Annotated in this window: 14 protein-coding genes; 8 read left to right on the top strand and 6 right to left on the bottom strand. The window is 49.9% G+C overall.

Features of this window, described 5'->3' with window-relative positions:
* Positions 1–38: 38 nt before the first annotated feature.
* The gene (locus J3B89_RS02820; RefSeq protein WP_215395978.1) at positions 39–1,196 is read right to left on the bottom strand and encodes an E22 family MetX-like putative esterase; all 1,158 of its coding nucleotides are present in this window, start codon (positions 1,194–1,196) and stop codon (positions 39–41) included.
* A gap of 14 nt (positions 1,197–1,210) precedes the next feature.
* Positions 1,211–2,512 (bottom strand): GntP family permease, encoded by a 1,302-nt coding sequence (locus tag J3B89_RS02815; RefSeq protein WP_215395977.1) that lies wholly within the window; start codon positions 2,510–2,512, stop codon positions 1,211–1,213.
* Between the two features lie 157 nt (positions 2,513–2,669).
* Between J3B89_RS02815 and J3B89_RS02810 the strand changes: the two genes are divergently transcribed.
* The 6 genes from J3B89_RS02810 to J3B89_RS02785 all read left to right on the top strand — a co-directional run bounded on the left by J3B89_RS02810 (position 2,670) and on the right by J3B89_RS02785 (position 9,754).
* On the top strand, positions 2,670–4,919 hold the full coding sequence (locus tag J3B89_RS02810) for a TonB-dependent receptor (RefSeq protein WP_215395976.1): 2,250 nt from the start codon (positions 2,670–2,672) through the stop codon (positions 4,917–4,919).
* Positions 4,920–4,989: 70 nt separating this feature from the next.
* Positions 4,990–5,631, top strand: coding sequence for a response regulator transcription factor (locus J3B89_RS02805; protein WP_215395975.1), 642 nt, complete (start codon positions 4,990–4,992; stop codon positions 5,629–5,631).
* Between the two features lie 211 nt (positions 5,632–5,842).
* The gene (locus J3B89_RS02800) at positions 5,843–6,196 is read left to right on the top strand and encodes a hypothetical protein (protein ID WP_215395974.1); all 354 of its coding nucleotides are present in this window, start codon (positions 5,843–5,845) and stop codon (positions 6,194–6,196) included.
* A 2-nt stretch (positions 6,197–6,198) separates the two neighbouring features.
* On the top strand, positions 6,199–7,293 hold the full coding sequence (locus J3B89_RS02795) for a TolB family protein (protein WP_215395973.1): 1,095 nt from the start codon (positions 6,199–6,201) through the stop codon (positions 7,291–7,293).
* The gene (locus J3B89_RS02790) at positions 7,283–9,115 is read left to right on the top strand and encodes a hypothetical protein (protein ID WP_215395972.1); all 1,833 of its coding nucleotides are present in this window, start codon (positions 7,283–7,285) and stop codon (positions 9,113–9,115) included. The genes J3B89_RS02795 and J3B89_RS02790 overlap by 11 nt, the downstream gene beginning before the upstream one ends.
* A gap of 33 nt (positions 9,116–9,148) precedes the next feature.
* On the top strand, positions 9,149–9,754 hold the full coding sequence (locus J3B89_RS02785; RefSeq protein ID WP_215395971.1) for a hypothetical protein: 606 nt from the start codon (positions 9,149–9,151) through the stop codon (positions 9,752–9,754).
* Between the two features lie 14 nt (positions 9,755–9,768).
* On the opposite strand, the gene J3B89_RS02780 is transcribed toward J3B89_RS02785, so the two are convergent.
* Together J3B89_RS02780 and J3B89_RS02775 are read right to left on the bottom strand one after the other, a co-directional pair.
* A complete protein-coding gene (locus J3B89_RS02780) occupies positions 9,769–13,224 on the bottom strand; it encodes a hybrid sensor histidine kinase/response regulator (protein WP_251372179.1) in 3,456 nt (1,151 codons plus the stop codon).
* Positions 13,225–13,269: 45 nt separating this feature from the next.
* On the bottom strand, positions 13,270–14,019 hold the full coding sequence (locus J3B89_RS02775; protein WP_215395970.1) for a 3-hydroxybutyrate dehydrogenase: 750 nt from the start codon (positions 14,017–14,019) through the stop codon (positions 13,270–13,272).
* Between the two features lie 374 nt (positions 14,020–14,393).
* Here J3B89_RS02775 and J3B89_RS02770 point away from each other — a divergent pair, with 374 nt between their 5' ends.
* A complete protein-coding gene (locus J3B89_RS02770; RefSeq protein ID WP_215395969.1) occupies positions 14,394–15,986 on the top strand; it encodes an AbgT family transporter in 1,593 nt (530 codons plus the stop codon).
* Positions 15,987–16,075: 89 nt separating this feature from the next.
* Here the strand turns inward: J3B89_RS02770 and J3B89_RS02765 are convergent, their stop codons facing one another.
* Complete coding sequence (locus J3B89_RS02765; RefSeq protein ID WP_215395968.1) at positions 16,076–16,285, bottom strand: hypothetical protein; 210 nt, start codon at positions 16,283–16,285, stop codon at positions 16,076–16,078.
* A 282-nt stretch (positions 16,286–16,567) separates the two neighbouring features.
* Between J3B89_RS02765 and J3B89_RS02760 the strand changes: the two genes are divergently transcribed.
* Positions 16,568–17,461 (top strand): hypothetical protein, encoded by an 894-nt coding sequence (locus J3B89_RS02760; protein WP_215395967.1) that lies wholly within the window; start codon positions 16,568–16,570, stop codon positions 17,459–17,461.
* Between the two features lie 46 nt (positions 17,462–17,507).
* Here J3B89_RS02760 and J3B89_RS02755 read toward each other — a convergent pair whose 3' ends face one another.
* Positions 17,508–18,533, bottom strand: a complete 1,026-nt coding sequence (locus J3B89_RS02755) for a LacI family DNA-binding transcriptional regulator (protein WP_215395966.1) — start codon at positions 18,531–18,533, stop codon at positions 17,508–17,510.
* Positions 18,534–18,633 lie beyond the last annotated feature (100 nt).

The following is an 18,633-nucleotide window of genomic DNA, read 5'->3' as shown; positions in this document are numbered from 1 at the left end:
AAAGGGTGCCCGATAAACGCAGCACCCGCCAGAAAAAACTAGTTTAAAAATTCAGCGATTTGCCCTGCCACAGCACTAATGCTCACCACGCCATCAAGATGGCCCCAACTGCCCGGAATTTCAGCATAGTGTGGTGTATTACCGCCAGTTGTCATGGCGGCTGCGCTATGCTGGCTTAAGGCCGGTGGTAGCAGTAAATCGCCGCTGGCCGGTAAAAACAGCGTTTTGGCTTTTACCCGGCTAAGGGCGTGTTGCCAGTTATCGCCCATACCGGCGCGCCATAATTGCGATGCGCGCACCAAATACAGTATATGGTTGGCGTCCTGATATTCTGCCCGTGCTTTGGCGTGCTGCAGCAGTTGATCCCAGGCAGAAAATGTAGCTGTGATGTCTTGCAACGGGGTGTTATCCTGCGTCGGCGCCGGGTAGCGCTGGTTAAAGCCGGTAGGGTGCAGCGCGTCCTGGGTAATATACGCCAGCGCAGTGCTTAACCCTTGTATTGGCTGGCCTTTGTCATAGTAGTTGCCGTTATGCCAGTTTGGATCTGCTTTGATTGGGTAAGCCCAACGCTCCAGTTTTACTGCGGCGTAGGCATCGATATAAGCACTGCCGATAACCGGAATTAAGCGCGCAACTCTGTCGGGGTAGCGCACCGCCCATTCAATGGCCTGAAACGAGCCCATCGACGGGCCGATAACTGCATGTAATTTGCCAATGCCAAGACTGTCGAGCAAGGCTTTTTGTACCTCAACAAAATCACCGATGGTGACGACCGGAAAACTTAACGCATAGGGTTTACCGGTAGCCGGGTTGGTGGTGGCCGGGCCTGTGGTAATCACGTTTGGGTCAAATACGTTGGCGTTTACCAGTGTATCGCTGCTGATCACGTAAAACTTATTGGTATCTATTGCTTTACCGGGGCCGATAATGGCATCCCAGTAGCCGGCGGTGCTGTCGTCTTTATGGTACTTACCGGCAGCATGGCTGGTGCCGGAAAAAAAATGGGTAATTAAGATCACGTTAGATTTATCGGCATTAAGCCGGCCATAAGCTTCCCAGCCGATATTTACCTGTGCAATAGTGTGCCCGTTTTCTGTGCTGAAGTTGTCCAGTGTAAAACGCTGTTTTTGCACCAGCATGGCATGCGCGCTGGCCGATAGCATAATGCAGCAGAGTAAAATAAGCCTGATAAACATGGTGTTGCCTCCGGTTAAAACCACTGAAACAGCGCTATGGCCAGCATAGTACCCAACACCGGCATCAGCACGCTGACAACTGCAACCGGCCAGTAGGCATTTTGGTGTGTTTCACCACAGATAGCACGGATGGTGGTAACCACATAGCCGTTATGCGGCAGAGAATCGAGCGCGCCGGATGAAATAGCCACTACGCGGTGCAGTTGCTCGGCATCTACGCCGCGCTCCAGATAATGCGGCGCAATTTCCGGCAGCGCAATAACCTGGCCGCCGGAAGCTGAGCCGGTTAAACCGGCTATGGCACTTACTGCCACGGCAGCACCCAAAAGTTCGGGCCCGGGCAGGTGAGTCATGTAATCTACTACGCTGCTAAATGCCGGTGTTAATTTTGCAACTGCACCAAAGCCGACTACGGCGGCAGTATTACCAATGGCCAGCAGAGCGCCCAGCACGCCTTCGTTAGTAGCTGCTGCCGGGTTGGATAAAAAGCGGAAATTTAATAAATATAAACTGATTACGCCACCGGCCAGAGCAATAATTAATGCGGCTTGTTGCAGGCTGTCGTGCAGCAAAAAGGAGGTTAGCAGCACCACCAACAACGGTAGCAAACCGGTAAACCAATGCGGTAAGGGCTTATCACTTAACAGCGGATCGCTGCTGCGGGCGTTAAACTGCTCGCCTTTGGCTACAGCAGATTTAATCATCCGTATTAGCGTAAAATAGCCGCCAACTGCCATAAACAGCGCCACAATAATGCTTACCTGCCAGCCGGCGTAAGGTGTGGTGCCAAGGTAGGGGATGGGGATCCAGTTTTGTATTTCCGGTGAGCCGGCCGATGTCATGGTAAAGGTAACCGAGCCCAATGCCAGCGCGGCAGGAATAAAACGCCGCGGCAGGTTAGCGCCTTTAAACAGGCTTACCGCCATAGGGTAGGCTGAAAACGCCACTACAAATAAGCTGACGCCACCATAGGTTAATACCGCACATGCCAGCACTATAGCCAGCACCGCGCGGGTATGGCCCAGCCGTTTAACAATTGCCAGTGCTACGGCGTCTGCGGCGCCGGTGTGCTCCATTAATTTGCCGAAGATAGAGCCTAATAAAAACATCAGAAACCAGGCGGCAACAAAACCGGCAAAACCAGACATATAACCGTGAACAAAATCGGCTTTATCGGCCAGTTGCCAGAACGGAATGTCATTGGTTATTGCTACCAGTAATGCGCACAGGGGGGCGGTAATAAACAGGTTAAAGCCGCGCATCGTCAGTACTATCAGCAGGCCTAGCCCGGCCAGCAATCCGATAAGACTCAACATCTTGTTATCCTTATTATCAGTTTCAGTTAGTCTGATACAGGACGACGGGCATCACCATAGTACTAAGGTACAGGTTAAAAATTCTGCGTTTAGGCCTACAGTAAAGCTGCAAAAATAATTACAAGATGATGTGAAATCAAACAGCAGGAGAGCCAAGATGGCCAATAACTATAATAGCGATGCACAGCACAAGTTTAGCCGTACCCTACTGAAACCCAGCTTAGTAGCACTGGCGATCAGCAGTTGCTTTGCCACCGGCGCCCTGGCGCAGGAAACGGCCACAGAGGCCGATGCTGAAATTAAACTGGAGCGCATCGAGGTTACTGCCCGGCGCACCATAGAAAATTTGCAGACAGTACCGGTTGCGGTAACGTCTTTGGGTGAAGAAGAGCTGGCGCAGCGCGGTATGGACAACATTACTGCTGTGGCGCAGTTTTCACCTAACACCACACTGCAGGTATCGCGCGGTACCAACAGTACCCTTACTGCTTATATCCGTGGTATTGGCCAGCAGGACCCATTGTGGGGTTTTGAACCCGGTGTAGGTATTTATATTGATGACGTATACATGGCGCGGCCACAAGGCGCAGCACTGGATGTATACGACGTTGAACGGATAGAAGTGCTGCGTGGCCCGCAGGGCACACTGTATGGCCGTAATACCATTGGTGGTGCGGTAAAGTATGTTACCAAACAACTGACCGGCGATAACGAATTTGCCGTGCGCGGCACTGTGGGCACAAAAAACCAGCGTGACCTGAAAATTTCCGGCCAGACCGGCCTGAGCGACAATGTGTATATCAGCGGTGCTTTTGCTACCTTTAACCGTGACGGTTTTGGTAAGTTTTTAAATACCGGTGATGACAACTACAACAAAGAGCTGATGACAGGCCGGGTAAGCCTGCAGTGGAACGTGAACGACAGTTTTCGCATGTTGCTAAACGCGGATAAAACGGTAGATGATTCAAACCCGCGCGGAGGTTTCAGGCTGTTCCCCAGTGCACTGGCACCAACAGATGCTGTGCCGGGCAGCGTATATGATGCCAATATCAGCATGCCGGTAACCAATAAGGTAGAAACTGAAGGCCAGTCTATTACCATGACGCTGGATTTGTCTGATAACTGGACGCTTAAGTCTGTTACTGCCCGGCGCGAAGGTGTAACCGATACCAATATCGATTTCGACTCTACCAGCTTTCCAACGCTGGATATCCCGGCATTTTATGAAGACACTCAGGTATCGCAAGAGCTACAGCTGTTATACAGCGATGATAAGCTCAAAGTAGCATCCGGCCTGTATTACTACGACGGCGAAGCCTGCGGTGCCTTTGGCCAGGTGGTTTATGGCTTAAGCACCACCGAAAACGGCGGTTGTGTGCAAACCGACAGCATTGCAGCTTATGCCCAGGGCACTTATCAGCTGGATGATAAATGGTCATTAACCTTTGGTGGCCGTTATACCAAGGATGATAAAGACGCCAGCGTGTATCGCTATGTTTATGCCGGTTATAAGTTCCCGCGTGATAATGACGGCGTTTACCTGTCTACCCAAACCGAATTTAGCGGTAAAGAGAGCTTCAGCCATTTCTCGCCGCGGGTGGGCGCTGAATATCAGTACAGCCGCGATCTGATGCTGTACGGCAGCTACACCAACGGTTTTAAATCCGGTGGTTTTGATATGCGGGCTAACCAGTCTATCAACCCTGATGCTGACGAGCCGTATCAGGAAGAAACCGTAGATACCTACGAGCTGGGTATGAAAAGCGAGTGGTTTAATCAGCGTTTACGCTTAAATGCTGCGGTGTTTATGTCGTCTTACGACGATATGCAGGTTACTGTGCAACGCTCGGTTGAAACTTCACCCGGTGTGGTTACGGTGGCCTCACAGGTATTAAATGCTGCCAGTGCCGATATTAACGGCGTAGAGCTTGAAGCGCAGTTTGCAGTAAGCCGTAATTTCGATTTAAGTATGATAGTCGGCTATGTAGATGCCAGCTTTAATAAAGTAGAGTTTTTTGACCCGAACCAGCAGCAGGTGGTGGACGTGTCAAACGTTTGGGCTTTTGCCAATACGCCGGAACTCACCGCAACCCTGGCCGGTAAGTACAGCATTGCGACTGAAATAGGTGAGTTTGTCATTACGGCCAATATGGCGCACCGCAGTGAAACCCAGATTTTTGAAGTACCGTCAATGCTGGATTACGGCGGTTACACGGTATTTAATGCCGGTGTGAACTGGTATTCAAACGATGGCCACTGGGACGTGTCGTTACAGGGTAAAAACCTGGGTGACAAACAAGCGCGTATTGCCGGTTATAACTTTGCCGGTGCTGCACTGGATAACTCAGTACTGGGTTTTTATATTGACCCGCGCACTGTTAGCCTGAGCGTTGGTTACCGTTTTTAATTAACAAAGTGCTTGCCGGGGCGAAAGCCCCGGTACATTATGATGGGCCAAAAGGCTCTGAACCGGATTTATGATTGCTTTAATTGCTGACGACCACCCGCTGTTTCGCGTAGCACTATCGCAGGCTTGCGCCAATATTCTTGGCAGCGACGCCCTGCTGCTGCAGGCGCAAAACATGCAACAACTCTGGCCCTTGCTAAGGGCGCACCCTGACACCAACTTTATTTTTCTCGATTTAAAAATGCCCGGTTCAGACGGTTTTACCGGCTTAAGCGCACTGCGCACCGAATATCCCGACGTACCGGTTATTATGGTATCGGCAGAAGAAAACCCGGTAATTATCCGCCAGGCACTGGCACTGGGCGCTGCGGCCTATATTCCCAAATCAGCGCCGCTGGAGTTGTTATCTGAGGCCATAGCGGCGGTATTAAACGGCGACAGCTGGCTACCAGCCGAACTGGAGCAGGATGTACGTAATGCCAAACCGCTGATTGATGAAGATTTTGCCCACCGCCTGGAGCAACTTACCCCGCAGCAGTTCCGGGTGTTAAAAATGATTGCCGACGGCCTGCTGAATAAGCAAATTGCCTTTGAAATGAACGTGCAGGAAACCACCATTAAGCAGCATGTATCAGCCATTTTGCGCAAACTTAACGTTAATAACCGCACTCTGGCCGGTATTTTGTTTGAAAAATTGCGCCTGCCACAATAACTCTGTCAGCTGCAGCGGTACTAAACCTGCTGCTCTTGCGTCAATAGGCTTTACAGCCAGCACAATGCTATACAACCACTGCTGCAGCAACATGAATTAAAACAGCAAGTTCTAATATTGGCCTGTGCTATGCATTATCCCTCATTGTAGTATCCCCTGCATATTAAGGTGTGATGCGGGTTTCTGCTTTATAGCAAAGGAGAAGCTAGCAATGGAAAACCCTTTTTCAATTCGGCGCATCTGCGCCACCAGTATTGTTTCAATATTGTTTGTCAGTTCCACGGTAATGGCCGCCGCTAAGCCGGTGTTGTATGGGCCATCGCAAGCTGTGGTTGGTGATCTGGTTCAGCTTAATGGCCAGCATTTTGCTGCCGGAGCCAGTTTCACGGTGAAAACCACAGTGGGCAAAAAAACAACTCAGGAGCTGGTGAGTTCTGGTAGTGACGGTAGCTTGTCGTATCAGTTAGTTACCTCCAGTGCGGGCAAGTATCAGTTGCAGGTACGTGATAGCAGTAACCGTCTGATAGCAACTTCGATAGTGCTGGTGCATCCGGCAGGGGAGTAACGATGGCGTCTTATCAATACTTGCATTTTGCTGCTGCAATGTTGCTGTTAGGCAGCAGTGCCGCGACGGCAGGCTCGCTGCAACAAGGTATGGCATTTGTTTCCATCCGTGATGGTAATGCACATATTTATGTTAGTCAGGGTTATGAAGAGCGGGCACTGACCAGTGGCAACTCAGTAAATACCCAGCCAGCCTGGTCTGCTGATGGCTCTCAACTGGCATTTAGCTCGGTACGAAATGGTCAGTCAGCAATTTACCTGATTAACGCCGATGGCAGCAATTTGCGTCGGCTTAACGATAGCCTGTTGTGGCAAACCGCCCCTTCCTGGTCACCCGATGGTAGCGCAATTGCTTTTCTGGCGCGAGACAACAGCAAGGCCGGAGTCGAGTTGCATATCGTCCGCTTGGATGATGGCGCTGTGACAGTAGTAGCGGCGGATGGTGCGGAAAAAGGCCCGGACGCGCCAGTCTGGTCGGCAGACAGCCAGCAATTAGTTTTTCTGGGCGAGAATGATCAAGGTAAAAACGATGTTTGGGTTACACAGCGTGATGGCAGCGGCCTGAAAAATATCAGCCAGTCGGTGTCTACCCGGCATAAAGCGCATGCAGCGATTTCACCGGATGGACGTTTTGTGGTGTATGTCGCCGATATGCGCGGTTATTTAGCGCTGTTTCGCACTGATTTGCACAGTGGTGAATCGATAAATTTGACCGCCGGTAAACCGGCCGCCTATGAAACACCGCGTTGGTCTGCGGATGGCCGTCAGTTGGTGTTTGCCAGTAGCCGGGATGATCCCGGCTTAACCCGGATGGATATTTTCCTGATGAACGCCGATGGCTCTGCGGTAACTAACCTGAGCCGGCATCCGCACGAAGATTTCAATCCGCATTGGGCGGCTGATGGCAAACGGATCATTTTCACCAGTTTACGTAGCGGTACCGCGCAAATTTTTGCCTACGATTTAGTATCGAAACAATCGGAGCGGTTAACCGATAATAAATCTCATGATATGGACCAGGTGCCCCAGCCTGCAGCAGTACGTGTTTTGCAAACTGCGGTGTCGCTAACAAAAGGAGACCTGTCGTATGAACACTAAATCTACCCGGTTGGTCAGGCAGGGCGTGTTGTGCCAGCTGATCATTGCCACTTTGTGCTGTGCCAGTACAGCAGCATTGGCGGCCGGAAAAACCTATACTCTGGACGCTGATTTTGCCCTCGGCTTACTGGACGGTGTTAACTATGACGCGCCCAATAGCGATCAACTGCAGCTTAATGCCGTTGGTACTACTTTTCCGGTGGCGTGGATAGCCAACGCCGGTGAAGATACGGTGTCTAAGTTTGACACTAACCTGAATAAAGAGGTCGCACGCTATCGCACCTGGTTTGGTCCGGCGGGGCAGCCGGGCTTTTATAACCATCTGGGCAACGCTTATGATGGCGCCGCGCCGTCACGCACCGCGGTGGATATTAACGGTAATGCCTATGTGCTGAACCGGCATTTTAGCCAGGGGAGCAGTAGTGGGGGCGTGGTACTGAAAATACTGGCAGAAGGTTTTATCGACCGCAATGGCAACGGTGTTATGGACACCTCCGCTGATACGAGTAATAACGGCATTATTGAACCCGGTGAAATGCTGCCGCTGGCCGATGCAAACGGCAATGGCATTATTGATGATAATGAAATTCAGGATGAACGCATTGCCTGGGTAAAACGCATACCCGATGGCATTGGCGCCCCGCTGCGGCCAACGGGAGTGCTGGGCCGCGCTATGTGTATCGGTACCGATGGCAATTTGTGGGTGGGCCTGTTTAGTGATCGTACTTACTACAAAATCAGTGCTGCCGACGGTTCTACCATCGCCGGGCCGGTGTCAACAGCACCCAGTGCCGGGCAACCTAATGCCGGCTCCTGGACACCTTATGGCTGTTTGATTAGTGCCGATGGTACGCTGTGGAGTGCTTCTCTGTCTGGTATTTTAGGTAAAATTACCAACACTCAAAGTAATGCCGGACCTTACACCGTAGCGTCTTTTGCTTCTGGTTTTAATTACGGTATTGGCTTAGGTAATGGCAAGGTGTACTTAGGCAGTGCCAATCAGCAGTTTGACCCAGCCACTAACACCTACAGTGCTATTCCTAATATGACAGTTGGCAGCTCAGGTATTGTGGTGGATGGCAGCGGTAATATTATTGCCGGTAGTTCAACCGTACGTAAAGTGGCGCCCGATGGCACTTTACAGTGGCAGGCACCGTTGCAAGCCGGTGGCAGCAGCTCAGTAGGTATTCAGGTAGATGCCAATAACGATGTGCTGCAAATTGGTTTTACCAGTGCTGGGCGCGTGCAAAAATACCGCGGAACCGATGGCGCGCCGCTGGGGGTATTTCCGGTCGGCAATATGCCCTATACCTACAGCGATGCAACCGGTTTGGTGGCCCGTAATGTGACCAACCCAACCGGCACCTGGACCGTAGTGTACGACGGTGGTAGCGCTGGTATGGCGTGGGACAATATCAATTGGAACGACCTGGTGCCTGCTAATACCTCGGTACAGGTATCGTATCGTATGGCGGAAACAGAAGCCGGATTGGCATTAGCCAGCTATCAGCTCACAGGCAAAGCAGACCCTCTGGCGGGCAGTGGCCGGTTTATACAAGTGCAAAGCCGGTTAAATGGCAGTGATCAGGGCGACTCACCAATACTGTTTGACCTTACTATTACTGCAGTGGATGCCGGTTGTGATGTCAACGGTAATGGTGCTACTGATTCGGTTGACGTAGCACTGGTGCGTGCCGGTATTGGGCAGACCGCGTTGCCTGGTGATGTCCGGGATCAAAATGGCGATGGCTTAATAACTGTCAACGATACCCGTTTATGTGCGCTGAAGTGCAGCTTACCCCGCTGTGCCATAGCACCTTAGCCAACGGTTTAACCTAAATAGAAGGATACTATTATGAGTAAGTTTATGATGTCCGTTATGTTTGCGGTATTACTGGCAGCTTTGCCGGCCAAAGCGGCGATGATTTATATGTCCCCGGCCCAGCAGCAAGGAGCGGTTTCTGACACTTTGTCGGTGGATGTGTTTGTCTCTGGCCTGGCTGGCGAAATTGTTTCTGGTTGGGATCTGCTGTTGCTGTTTGATGACAGTATTCTGCAAGCCACAGACGTGTTTTTTGATCTGGCTAACTTTACTGACGATCCGCTGTTGGATGCGCTGTATGATTTTAATATCACCGGTGGTGCTGTCAGTAGTTTTATGGTGTCTTTTCTGACTGATGCTGAGCTGGCGTTAAAGCAAACAGAACCGGTACGGCTGTTTTCAGTCAGCTTTCTGGCGCTTACCGATGGAGTTAGCCTGATTAATTTTGGTTCTGATACTAATTTTGAGCTTAACGTTGTCGGTGCTGATGGGATCAGTCTGGATCTGATGGCGCGCGGCGCTTGTATTGGTGTGGGGCAGGGGCAGTGTGCGGCAGAAATACCGGTGCCAGCAACACTGTGGTTGTTTGCACTCGTTGCGGTATTACCGTTCAGCCGGCGCTTTAGAAGCGCCAGCTAAACATGACGTATTGGTTAACGCAGTAGGCGCTGGAACAGTTGTTTCAGCGCTACTGGTTTTAACGGCTTAAGTAAGAAGTAGTAACCGGCATTTAGTGCGCTTTCGCGGATGTCTTCACTATGATCTGCTGAGTGAATTACCACCGGTACATTAACAGCGAAATGTGCCGCCAGTTGCTCTGCAACTTCAATGCCGGTGGCATTGTTGTCCAGATGATAATCAAACAGCAGTAAATCGGGTTTCAGACCTTGTTGCAACGCCTGCAGCGCTTCCGCCGGCTGGCCGACAGCCGTAACGTTAATCTGCCAGCTGCGCAGCAGCTCCGCGACGGCCGCGCGCAGTTGCGATTCATTATCCAGTAATAATACGGTTTTACCGCTAAAGCTGATATGGATTTGTGGCGGTCTGACTGGGGTAAGTAAAATAGCCGGTGTGTTACTTAATGGTAAAGTAACGCTAAAACAACTGCCTTTGCCCGGCACCGATTGCAGTGTTAACGGGTGGCCTAATATAGTGCTGATACGTCGTGCTATCGCCAGACCCAGCCCGAGGCCTTTTTGATCCTGCTGCTCACCTTGCTGAAACTCTTCAAAAATACGTTGTTGATCCTGTAACGCAATGCCAACACCGGTATCTATAACGCAAATTTGCACATCGCTGCCGCGCCGCTTTACGCCCAGCAGTACTTTACCGCTTTGGGTGTAACGTATGGCATTGGATAACAGGTTTTGCACCACCCGTTTTAGTAGTTTTCTGTCGGTATTTACTGCCAGCTTTGATGGCCGGTAATGCAACGACAGGCCTTTTTCCTGTGCCAGAACGCCGGCGTCTTTGGCAATGTCATCCAGCAGCGCTTGTATAGTTACCGGCTGGTGATGGGCGCTGATCACGCCTGAATCCAGTTTAGTCAGCTCCAGTATGGCCCCGAGCAGCTCTTCGGCAGAATTTAAAGAACTGATCAGGTTCTGGCTAAGTTGTTTAAGCTCGGGCTCGGTTTGTTTATCGCGCAGCAGGCTGGCAAACAGAGCTGAGGCATTAAACGGCTGCATTAAGTCATGGCTGGCAGCAGCAAAAAAGCGGGTTTTCGCCTGCGTAGCGGCTTCAATTTTTTGCTGCGCTAGTTGCAACTGCTGGTTAAGTTGTTGCAGGGCCTGGGTGCGCTCTGTTACGCGTTGTTCTAATTGCTGCTGGGTATCGATAAAAGCACTGACATCACTGTAGGTGGTAACAAAGCCTCCGCCGGGTAATGGGTTGCCCTGCATTTCCAGTACGCGGCCGTCTTGCTGGCGGCGCTGAAATTTATAGGCGCTGCCTTGCCTCAGGTAGCTAAGCCGTTTGTTAATTTCGGCTTCTATGTCGTGGCTGTCGATCAGGCCGCGCTGCAGGTTAAAGCGAATAACATCGGCTACCGGCCGGCCTACTTCTACCAGTGCCGGCGGGTAGCTGAACATATCAATATAGCGCTGGTTCCAGGCTATCAGGCGCAGATCGGCATCTACCACGCTGATACCCTGGCTGATATTGTCGATGGTGGAACGTAACAATGCCTGATTAAACTGAAATACCTGGCTGGCCTCGTCGACAAAACGGGCTACCGATTCCAGCGGCAGCGCCGCATGGCGGCCGCTGGCGTCCATAATCAGTCGCATAGAGGCACCGCCTACTACGGCGGCTAAACTGCGTTCGGCGGCTTGCAGCAAATTGGCCGGTGCCAGTTGTTGCAAAGCGTTTGGGTCTTTTAAATTACGTTGCAGCAGGCGGCGGGCTTCTTTTTCTCCGGCAAAGCGTTTTACCAGCAGGTAGCAATCCTGCACGCTGAGGTTAAGTGGCCTGGCGTTGTGCTGGGTAAGCTGGGTACGTAAAAAGCGGCCGCTTTCCAGCCATTCGCCCACCCGGGTGGTGCTAAAACGGCTGACTATTAGCACTAATAAACAATTTACTGTCAGGCTGATCAGTACGCCCAGGCTAATCATATCGATATTTAAGCCCAGTAGTTTTTGCGGTGCCAGCAGGCCGATACCAAAAGGCCCTTGCGTTAACCACTGATTGCCCAGTAAACCGGCCCGGCTGAGTTCGGGCAGTAAAATAATATAAGCCCACACCAGCGCGCCGCCACATAAACCGGCAATAGCGCCCTGACGGTTAATATTGCGGCTGAGCAAGCCAAGGATCAGCGCCGGGGCCAGTTGTGCTACCAGGGCAAAGGCGGTTAAACCCAGCTGAGCCAGGCCGGTTTCGGTGCCGATCCAGCGATAATACACATAACCCAGTGCCATAACCGCCAGCATGGCAATACGGCGCAGGGTTGAAATTTTGATATGGCCGGACGCTGCTGCCTGGCGCGCCGGTGTGCGGTAAAGCAGCGGGGCCAGCAGTTCGTTGGTGATCATAATACCCAGCACTACTGTGGCCACTACCACCATACTGGTCGCGGCAGAAAAACCACCCAGATAAGCCAGCAAAGCGATATCGGTACGCTGTGCCGCCAGTGGCAGTTGCAGTACCACCAGATCGATATTGGCATTGCTGCCCAGCAACATTACGCCGGCCAGTGCCAGCGGCAGGGTAAACATACCCATTAGCAGCAGATAAAGCGGAAAAATCCAGCGTGCGCTGCGTAAATGCCCCAGATGCTGGTTTTCAACAAAGGTAACGTGAAACTGCCGTGGTAGACACAAGGTAGCAGCAAAACCCAGCAATACGTGCAGCCAGTAGGTGTGGGCCGGCAGAGCCTGTTGCTGCACCTGTTGCACCGCCGGGCTGAGCGCGGCCAGTTGGAAAATCTGGCCGATACCGTCGTACATACCCCAAAATACAAAGGCGCCAATAGCCAGCAGGGCCAGTAATTTAATCAGCGATTCAAAGGCGATGGCGGTCATCAGGCCGGGGTTGGGCTGGTGAGCCTTGGCACTTTTGCTGACAAACAGCAGCGCAAATACGGCCATCCATAAGCTGACATACAGCCCGGTATCGCTGTACCAGGCCAGGCTGGGGGCACTGCCAACCAGGGTATTAATGCTGGTAGATACGGCATGCAGCTGCAGCGCAATATAAGGCACCGTAGACATCAACAGAATAAGTGTGGTGATCACCGCCAGGCTGCGTGAATGGCCAAAGCGGGTGGCGATAAAGTCGGCAACAGAGGTGATGCGGTAACGGCGGCAGGCAATAGCAATACGGGCAATAAGCTTAAAGCCGAACCAGAACAGAATAAAAGAACCGATATAAGTAGGGGGCATCCACCAGCCGTTTACGGCGGCCTGTGCGGTAACACCATAAAATGCCCAGGACGTACAATAAATAGACAGCGCAAAGCTGAACACCCAGGGGGCCAGTGGGTGTTTACTATTAATGCGCCTGCCAAAACGGCCGACGCTGAACAAAATTAACAGGTAAACCAACGAAAGCGCAGCAATGGTGCCAAGCCCAATGCTGCTGCCGTTTAGCATCATAAGTTCAGGTGCTGTCATCAGATAACATAATGTACGGATTGTGCCCGAGTTTTCACCATTGAGCTAGCGTGCTGTCCAGCCGCCATCCAGCACCAGGGTTTGCGCTGTCATATGCCGTGCGGCCTCACTACATAAAAAGGCTGCAGTGGCGGCAATTTCATCAACACCAATAAAAGCTTTTTGTGGCATAGGCGCCAGCATGATCTGCTCTATTACCTGTTGCTCGGTCAGGTTATGTTCTTTTGCCTGAGCCGCAATTTGTTGCTCTACCAGCGGGGTTTTTACATAAGCCGGACAAACAGTATTAATGGTAAAATTGATGTCGGCGTTCTCCAGTGCCACCACTTTACTAAAACCGAGTAAACCATGTTTGGCAGCAACATAAGCCGATTTAAATGGCGAGGCTACCAGCGCATGAATAGAACCAATATTAATAATGCGGCCAAAATTACGCTGGCGCATGCCAGGCAGCATAGCGCGGCTTAGCATTGCCGGGCCGGTAAGCATGACATTAAGCAATAGCTGCCATTTTTCCGGTGGAAAATCTTCCAGCCTGGCAACATGCTGAATGCCGGCATTGTTAATCAGTACATCTGCCGGGTATTTTGCCGCACAGTTGGCTATTGAGGCCGCATCGGTAACATCAAGCACAATGCCCTCTGCGGCAAACCCCTGTTGTTGAAGCTCTGCCACTTTGTTGTCGATACTGCTTTGTTGCAGATCGGCAAGAATAACCTTGTGCCCCTGAGCGGCAAAATGGCTGGCAATGGCAAAACCTATACCGCCGGTACCCCCTGTTACAAGAACCTGCATGCTGTTTGCTCCGTAGTGAAATAGCTATTGGCTGATTCTGCTCATGCTAGAAGCCGCGCTAAAGTTGGGCAACGCTACTTTAGTGCTATAAGTGCCTGCGTACTTTATGTTGCGCTAAAACATTGAGGTACGATGTTATCCGGATGGCTAATTGACAGAATAAGCTATTGAGGTTTTGTGATGCCCGCCAGTTGTGCTAAATTTGCCGGCTTACAACAAAATTACGCCCGCTCCGATGATGGTTTTGGCCGTCATAAATGTTATTTTTCAGCGTTTTAATAGCTTATTACGCTCTGTATGGCATAAAGCGGCATAATCAGTGTGCTAACCCAGTGGTTGTAGCACCGGATAAAGTCTTACGTTGAGGATACTTTATGTCAGCTTCTGACAATTACACTGCCGATAACGGCAAACGTGGTTGGTTTACCCGTTTTCTTGATACGGTAGAGTGGTTTGGTAACCTGTTGCCACACCCTGTTACCTTGTTTGCGATGTTTGCAGTAGCCGTGGTGCTGGGCAGCGGTATAGCAGCATACTTTGACGTTAGCGCGGTAGATCCGCGGCCGGAAGGTACTGCCGGGCGGGCGGCAGATGGCGTGATCCGTGTGGTTAACCTGGTTAGTGTTGATGGCCTGCAACGCATTGTATCTAACCTGGTTACTAATTTTACCAGCTTTCCGCCACTGGGTGTGGTGCTGGTAGCTTTGCTGGGTGTGAGTATTGCCGAGCACTCCGGGCTGATTTCTGCCGCGATGCGTGGCCTGGTTATGGGCGCGTCCAAGCGTATGGTTACCGTGACTATCGTGTTTGCCGGTATTATTTCTAATACGGCATCTGAGCTTGGTTATGTGGTGTTAATACCGATGGCGGCAGTGATCTTCCATTCACTGGGCCGGCACCCGCTGGCAGGCTTAGCAGCTGCTTTTGCCGGTGTGTCAGGCGGCTATAGCGCTAATTTGTTTATTGGTACTGTTGACCCGTTACTGGCGGGCTTTACCCAGTCTGCTGCCAATTTAATTGACCCTAACTACACTGTAGGGCCAGAAGCGAACTGGTTTTTTATGATTGCCAGTACCTTTTTTATTGCGGCGCTGGGTGCTTTTGTTACTGAAAAAATAGTCGAGCCGAAACTGGGCAAATATGATGTGCGTGAAGCGGCGATTGAACTGGGCGAGCCGCAACTGGATAAGCTGACTGCTGCGGAAAAACGCGGCTTAACAGCAGCCGGGTTGGCCTTTGTTGCGCTGGGTGTTTTATTAGCACTAAGTGTGGTGCCGCAATGGGGGCCGTTACGCCACCCACAAACGGGTTTAGTTGCCGGCTCACCGTTTTTACAAGGCATAGTGGTATTTATTTTTATCAGCTTTGCGATACCGGGTTATATCTACGGCCGTATTGTCGGCACTATGAAAACCGACCGCGATGTAATTAATGCTATGGCCAAAAGCATCAGCTCAATGGGGTTGTATATCGTACTGGTATTTTTTGCGGCTCAGTTTGTTGCCTTTTTTGGCTGGTCGAATCTGGGGTCGATTCTGGCAGTAAAAGGTGCAACCTTGCTGCAGGATATTGGCCTGACCGGCCCAATGCTGTTTGTGTTTTTTATTGGTATGTGCGCGTTGGTGAACCTGTCACTGGGCTCTGCATCGGCGCAGTGGGCAATTTTTGCACCCATTTTTGTGCCGATGCTGATGATCGTTGGCTATTCCCCCGAGGTAATACAGGCGGCATACCGGATCGGTGATTCTGTTACCAACCTTATTACACCGATGATGAGCTACTTTGGTTTAATACTGGCGGTAGCGGCACGCTACAAAAAGGATTTAGGCATAGGTACACTGATTGCCACCATGCTGCCCTACACCATGGTGTTTTTTGTCGGCTGGGTTACATTGTTTTACCTGTGGGTGTTTGTATTTGGCCTGCCGGTGGGGCCGGGTTCACCAACCTATTATAACTTTGGATAGAGTACCGAAAAAATAGTTGAGGCTGTTGCAAACTGCATAGCCTCTCTATTTAGTTAAAATATTACATCGGGTGAATTTAGGCTGTTGTTTTATAATTGTTTTTTCTGTATCTCGGTTAATATTTTGACATTGCGGTTCAGATCCTCAATTGCAATTTGGTTCGACTCCATAATTCGTAACATACGACGAACCCTACTGCCAATCAGGTAGATAAATATTGGTAGCAGCACCCATAGCATGGCTGCTATAAAGGTCACTACGAAACCGACTAATCCGTCATAAGTATTGGTCATAATCATACTAAAGGCCCCTTTTGAATTCTTTATAATCAATCAACTGTTAATGCTATATTGCCGGAGAATGCTGTCTGCCTGGGATTTTCTCAATGTACTAATTATTGTGAATAGGCACAAAATACAGTCTGTTTTTCTCAAAGTAAATAATTTAAGTGCTTTTAGGTTGACGGTGTAATGTAAATGGGAGTCATTTGGGTGTTGTCTGCTTGTAAATGTTTAAATTTTGTTTACTTTAAGTCTTTTCCTGTTTATCTTATATAGGAACATCAATTACAGGAATGTGCAATGTTAAAATACATGCTTTTTACACTTTTGTTGATAATTGGATCTCTGAATGCTACTGCTGCTTCTATAGCAAAAATTACTGCCTGTGATCCATGCGGTACTGTTGGTCGGGAGCACGCAGCAAAGTCAGTATTTAACTGGAATCAATCCGGTGAAGTGTATGTAGCTGATTTTTATATGCGAGAGGGCTTCAAATACAATGTGTACATAGATTATGTTGTAGAAGGACCAGACCGATTTCCCATTCATAAAACGAATTTAATTCCTTTGAACCCTGCTGAGCAGGAAGCGTTTAATGATATCTTTGCTCTGTACGACAGTTTGAAATCTGCTATTCAGAACAATAGATCCTTAAATAATAAGGTTGCACCATCGTTGCTCTTGAAGAATGCGGCTCCCTTTGAGTTGGGAACTGTGAAAATAATACACCCAGCTATCACTGTTCATGACTTTTTATCTAACAGCCAAATGCGAAACAATATGTATGAGTCCCATATTGCATTAGGTGTATATGATATTGCAGCAATAACCAATAGAATAACAGACACTCTGTCATTGGGGGCTCTGCATCTTAAAGATCTGAAGTTAGGCTATAGAATAGAGTTCCCTGACGGTTCTTCTATCCTCGTATACCCAAATCTGTCTTCCCGAACCTTAGATATAGCTGAGAATACAGCAAGGGACGCAGATAATAATACTGTGCCAACCAATCGTAATATGATCACCGGTTCATATCAATTTTCTAATCCAGAAAGTTATCAAAGTATGAGACAGTATCTGGAGGCAATGTTTGGCGTATCAGTATTTAATAATATGACGTGCACTTCTTACATTATGATATGCTCATTTTCTGGTACAACTCTAACATGTACAGTTCCCAGATGTGCGTACTAGTTGCATATATCAAGACAAGATTTTCAAAAATCTTGTCTTGATATTATTAATCATTAACAGCAGTAGATTCACGCACCAGCAGCTCAGGAATAAATACCGGCTGTTTGTCTGCCAGCATCTTGCTGGCATTAGGCTTGGCATGGCGGAATAACAACTCTGCCGCTTGCTGCGCTATGGTAACGTTAGGCTGATGTGCCGTGGTTAACGGCGGCCAGGTTTGGCGTGAAAACGGGCTGTTTTCAAAACCGGCAATGGCCAGTTGCTGTGGAATAGCAATATTCATCAGCCGGGCACTGAATAGGGCACCGGCGGCAATTTCATCATTACAGGCAAAAATAGCGCTGGGTTTTTTGCTCAGGTTCATCAGCTGTTTTGCGCCTTTTACGCCCGATTCAAATGAATAACTGCCCGGCACAATAAATTTGGGGTTGGGGGTAATGCCGCGTTTAGTCAGTGCGGCCTGATAACCGGCTAAGCGCTCGCCGCTTGAGCTGTGTTCTTCGTCACCGCATAAAAAGGCGATATCCGTGTGGCCCAGTTCCAGCAGATGGTTAGTAATTTTAAAGGCGGCGGTAAAATCGTCTACCAGCACGCAGTTACTTAACTTAGGCGATGGGGTAGAGCCGGAGATAATTCTGACAAAATGCACGCCGATTTTTTCCAGCGCTTCGGCAATATGTGGCATTTCAGAAAACGGTGGTGTCAGCACCAGACCGGCTAAACGTGATTGCTGCACTAAATCTATAACCTCCTGCACAATATCCGGTGATTTGGCATTGGTAGGGTGAATAAGCAACTCATAACCGTGCTTGCGGCAGGCATCAAGTAAACCACGTTGCATATCAATAACATAATAGGCATTAGGGTTGTCGTAAATATAACCAATGCTAAATGAGCGGCTACTGGCCAGGTTACGGGCGGCGGCATTAGGCTGATATTGCAGTGCGGTTATAGCGGCCATCACTTTGTCATAGGTGTCTTTTCGCACCGACGGTTCATTGTTCATTACCCGGGATACGGTTTTAATGGATACCCCAGCATGGCTGGCAACATCATTAATGGTTACTTTCATGGTTTATCCCACGGTTTTACTACGTTAAGGCTGCCTATTATATCGCCATTTGCAGTAATGTTTAGTATAGAAATGACAGCGCTGGTCATCTGTTAGATCA

It is taken from the genome of Rheinheimera oceanensis, assembly GCF_018831085.1.
Classification (GTDB): Bacteria; Pseudomonadota; Gammaproteobacteria; order Enterobacterales; family Alteromonadaceae; genus Alishewanella; species Alishewanella oceanensis.
This window is presented reverse-complemented; position numbering and strand designations above follow the sequence as displayed.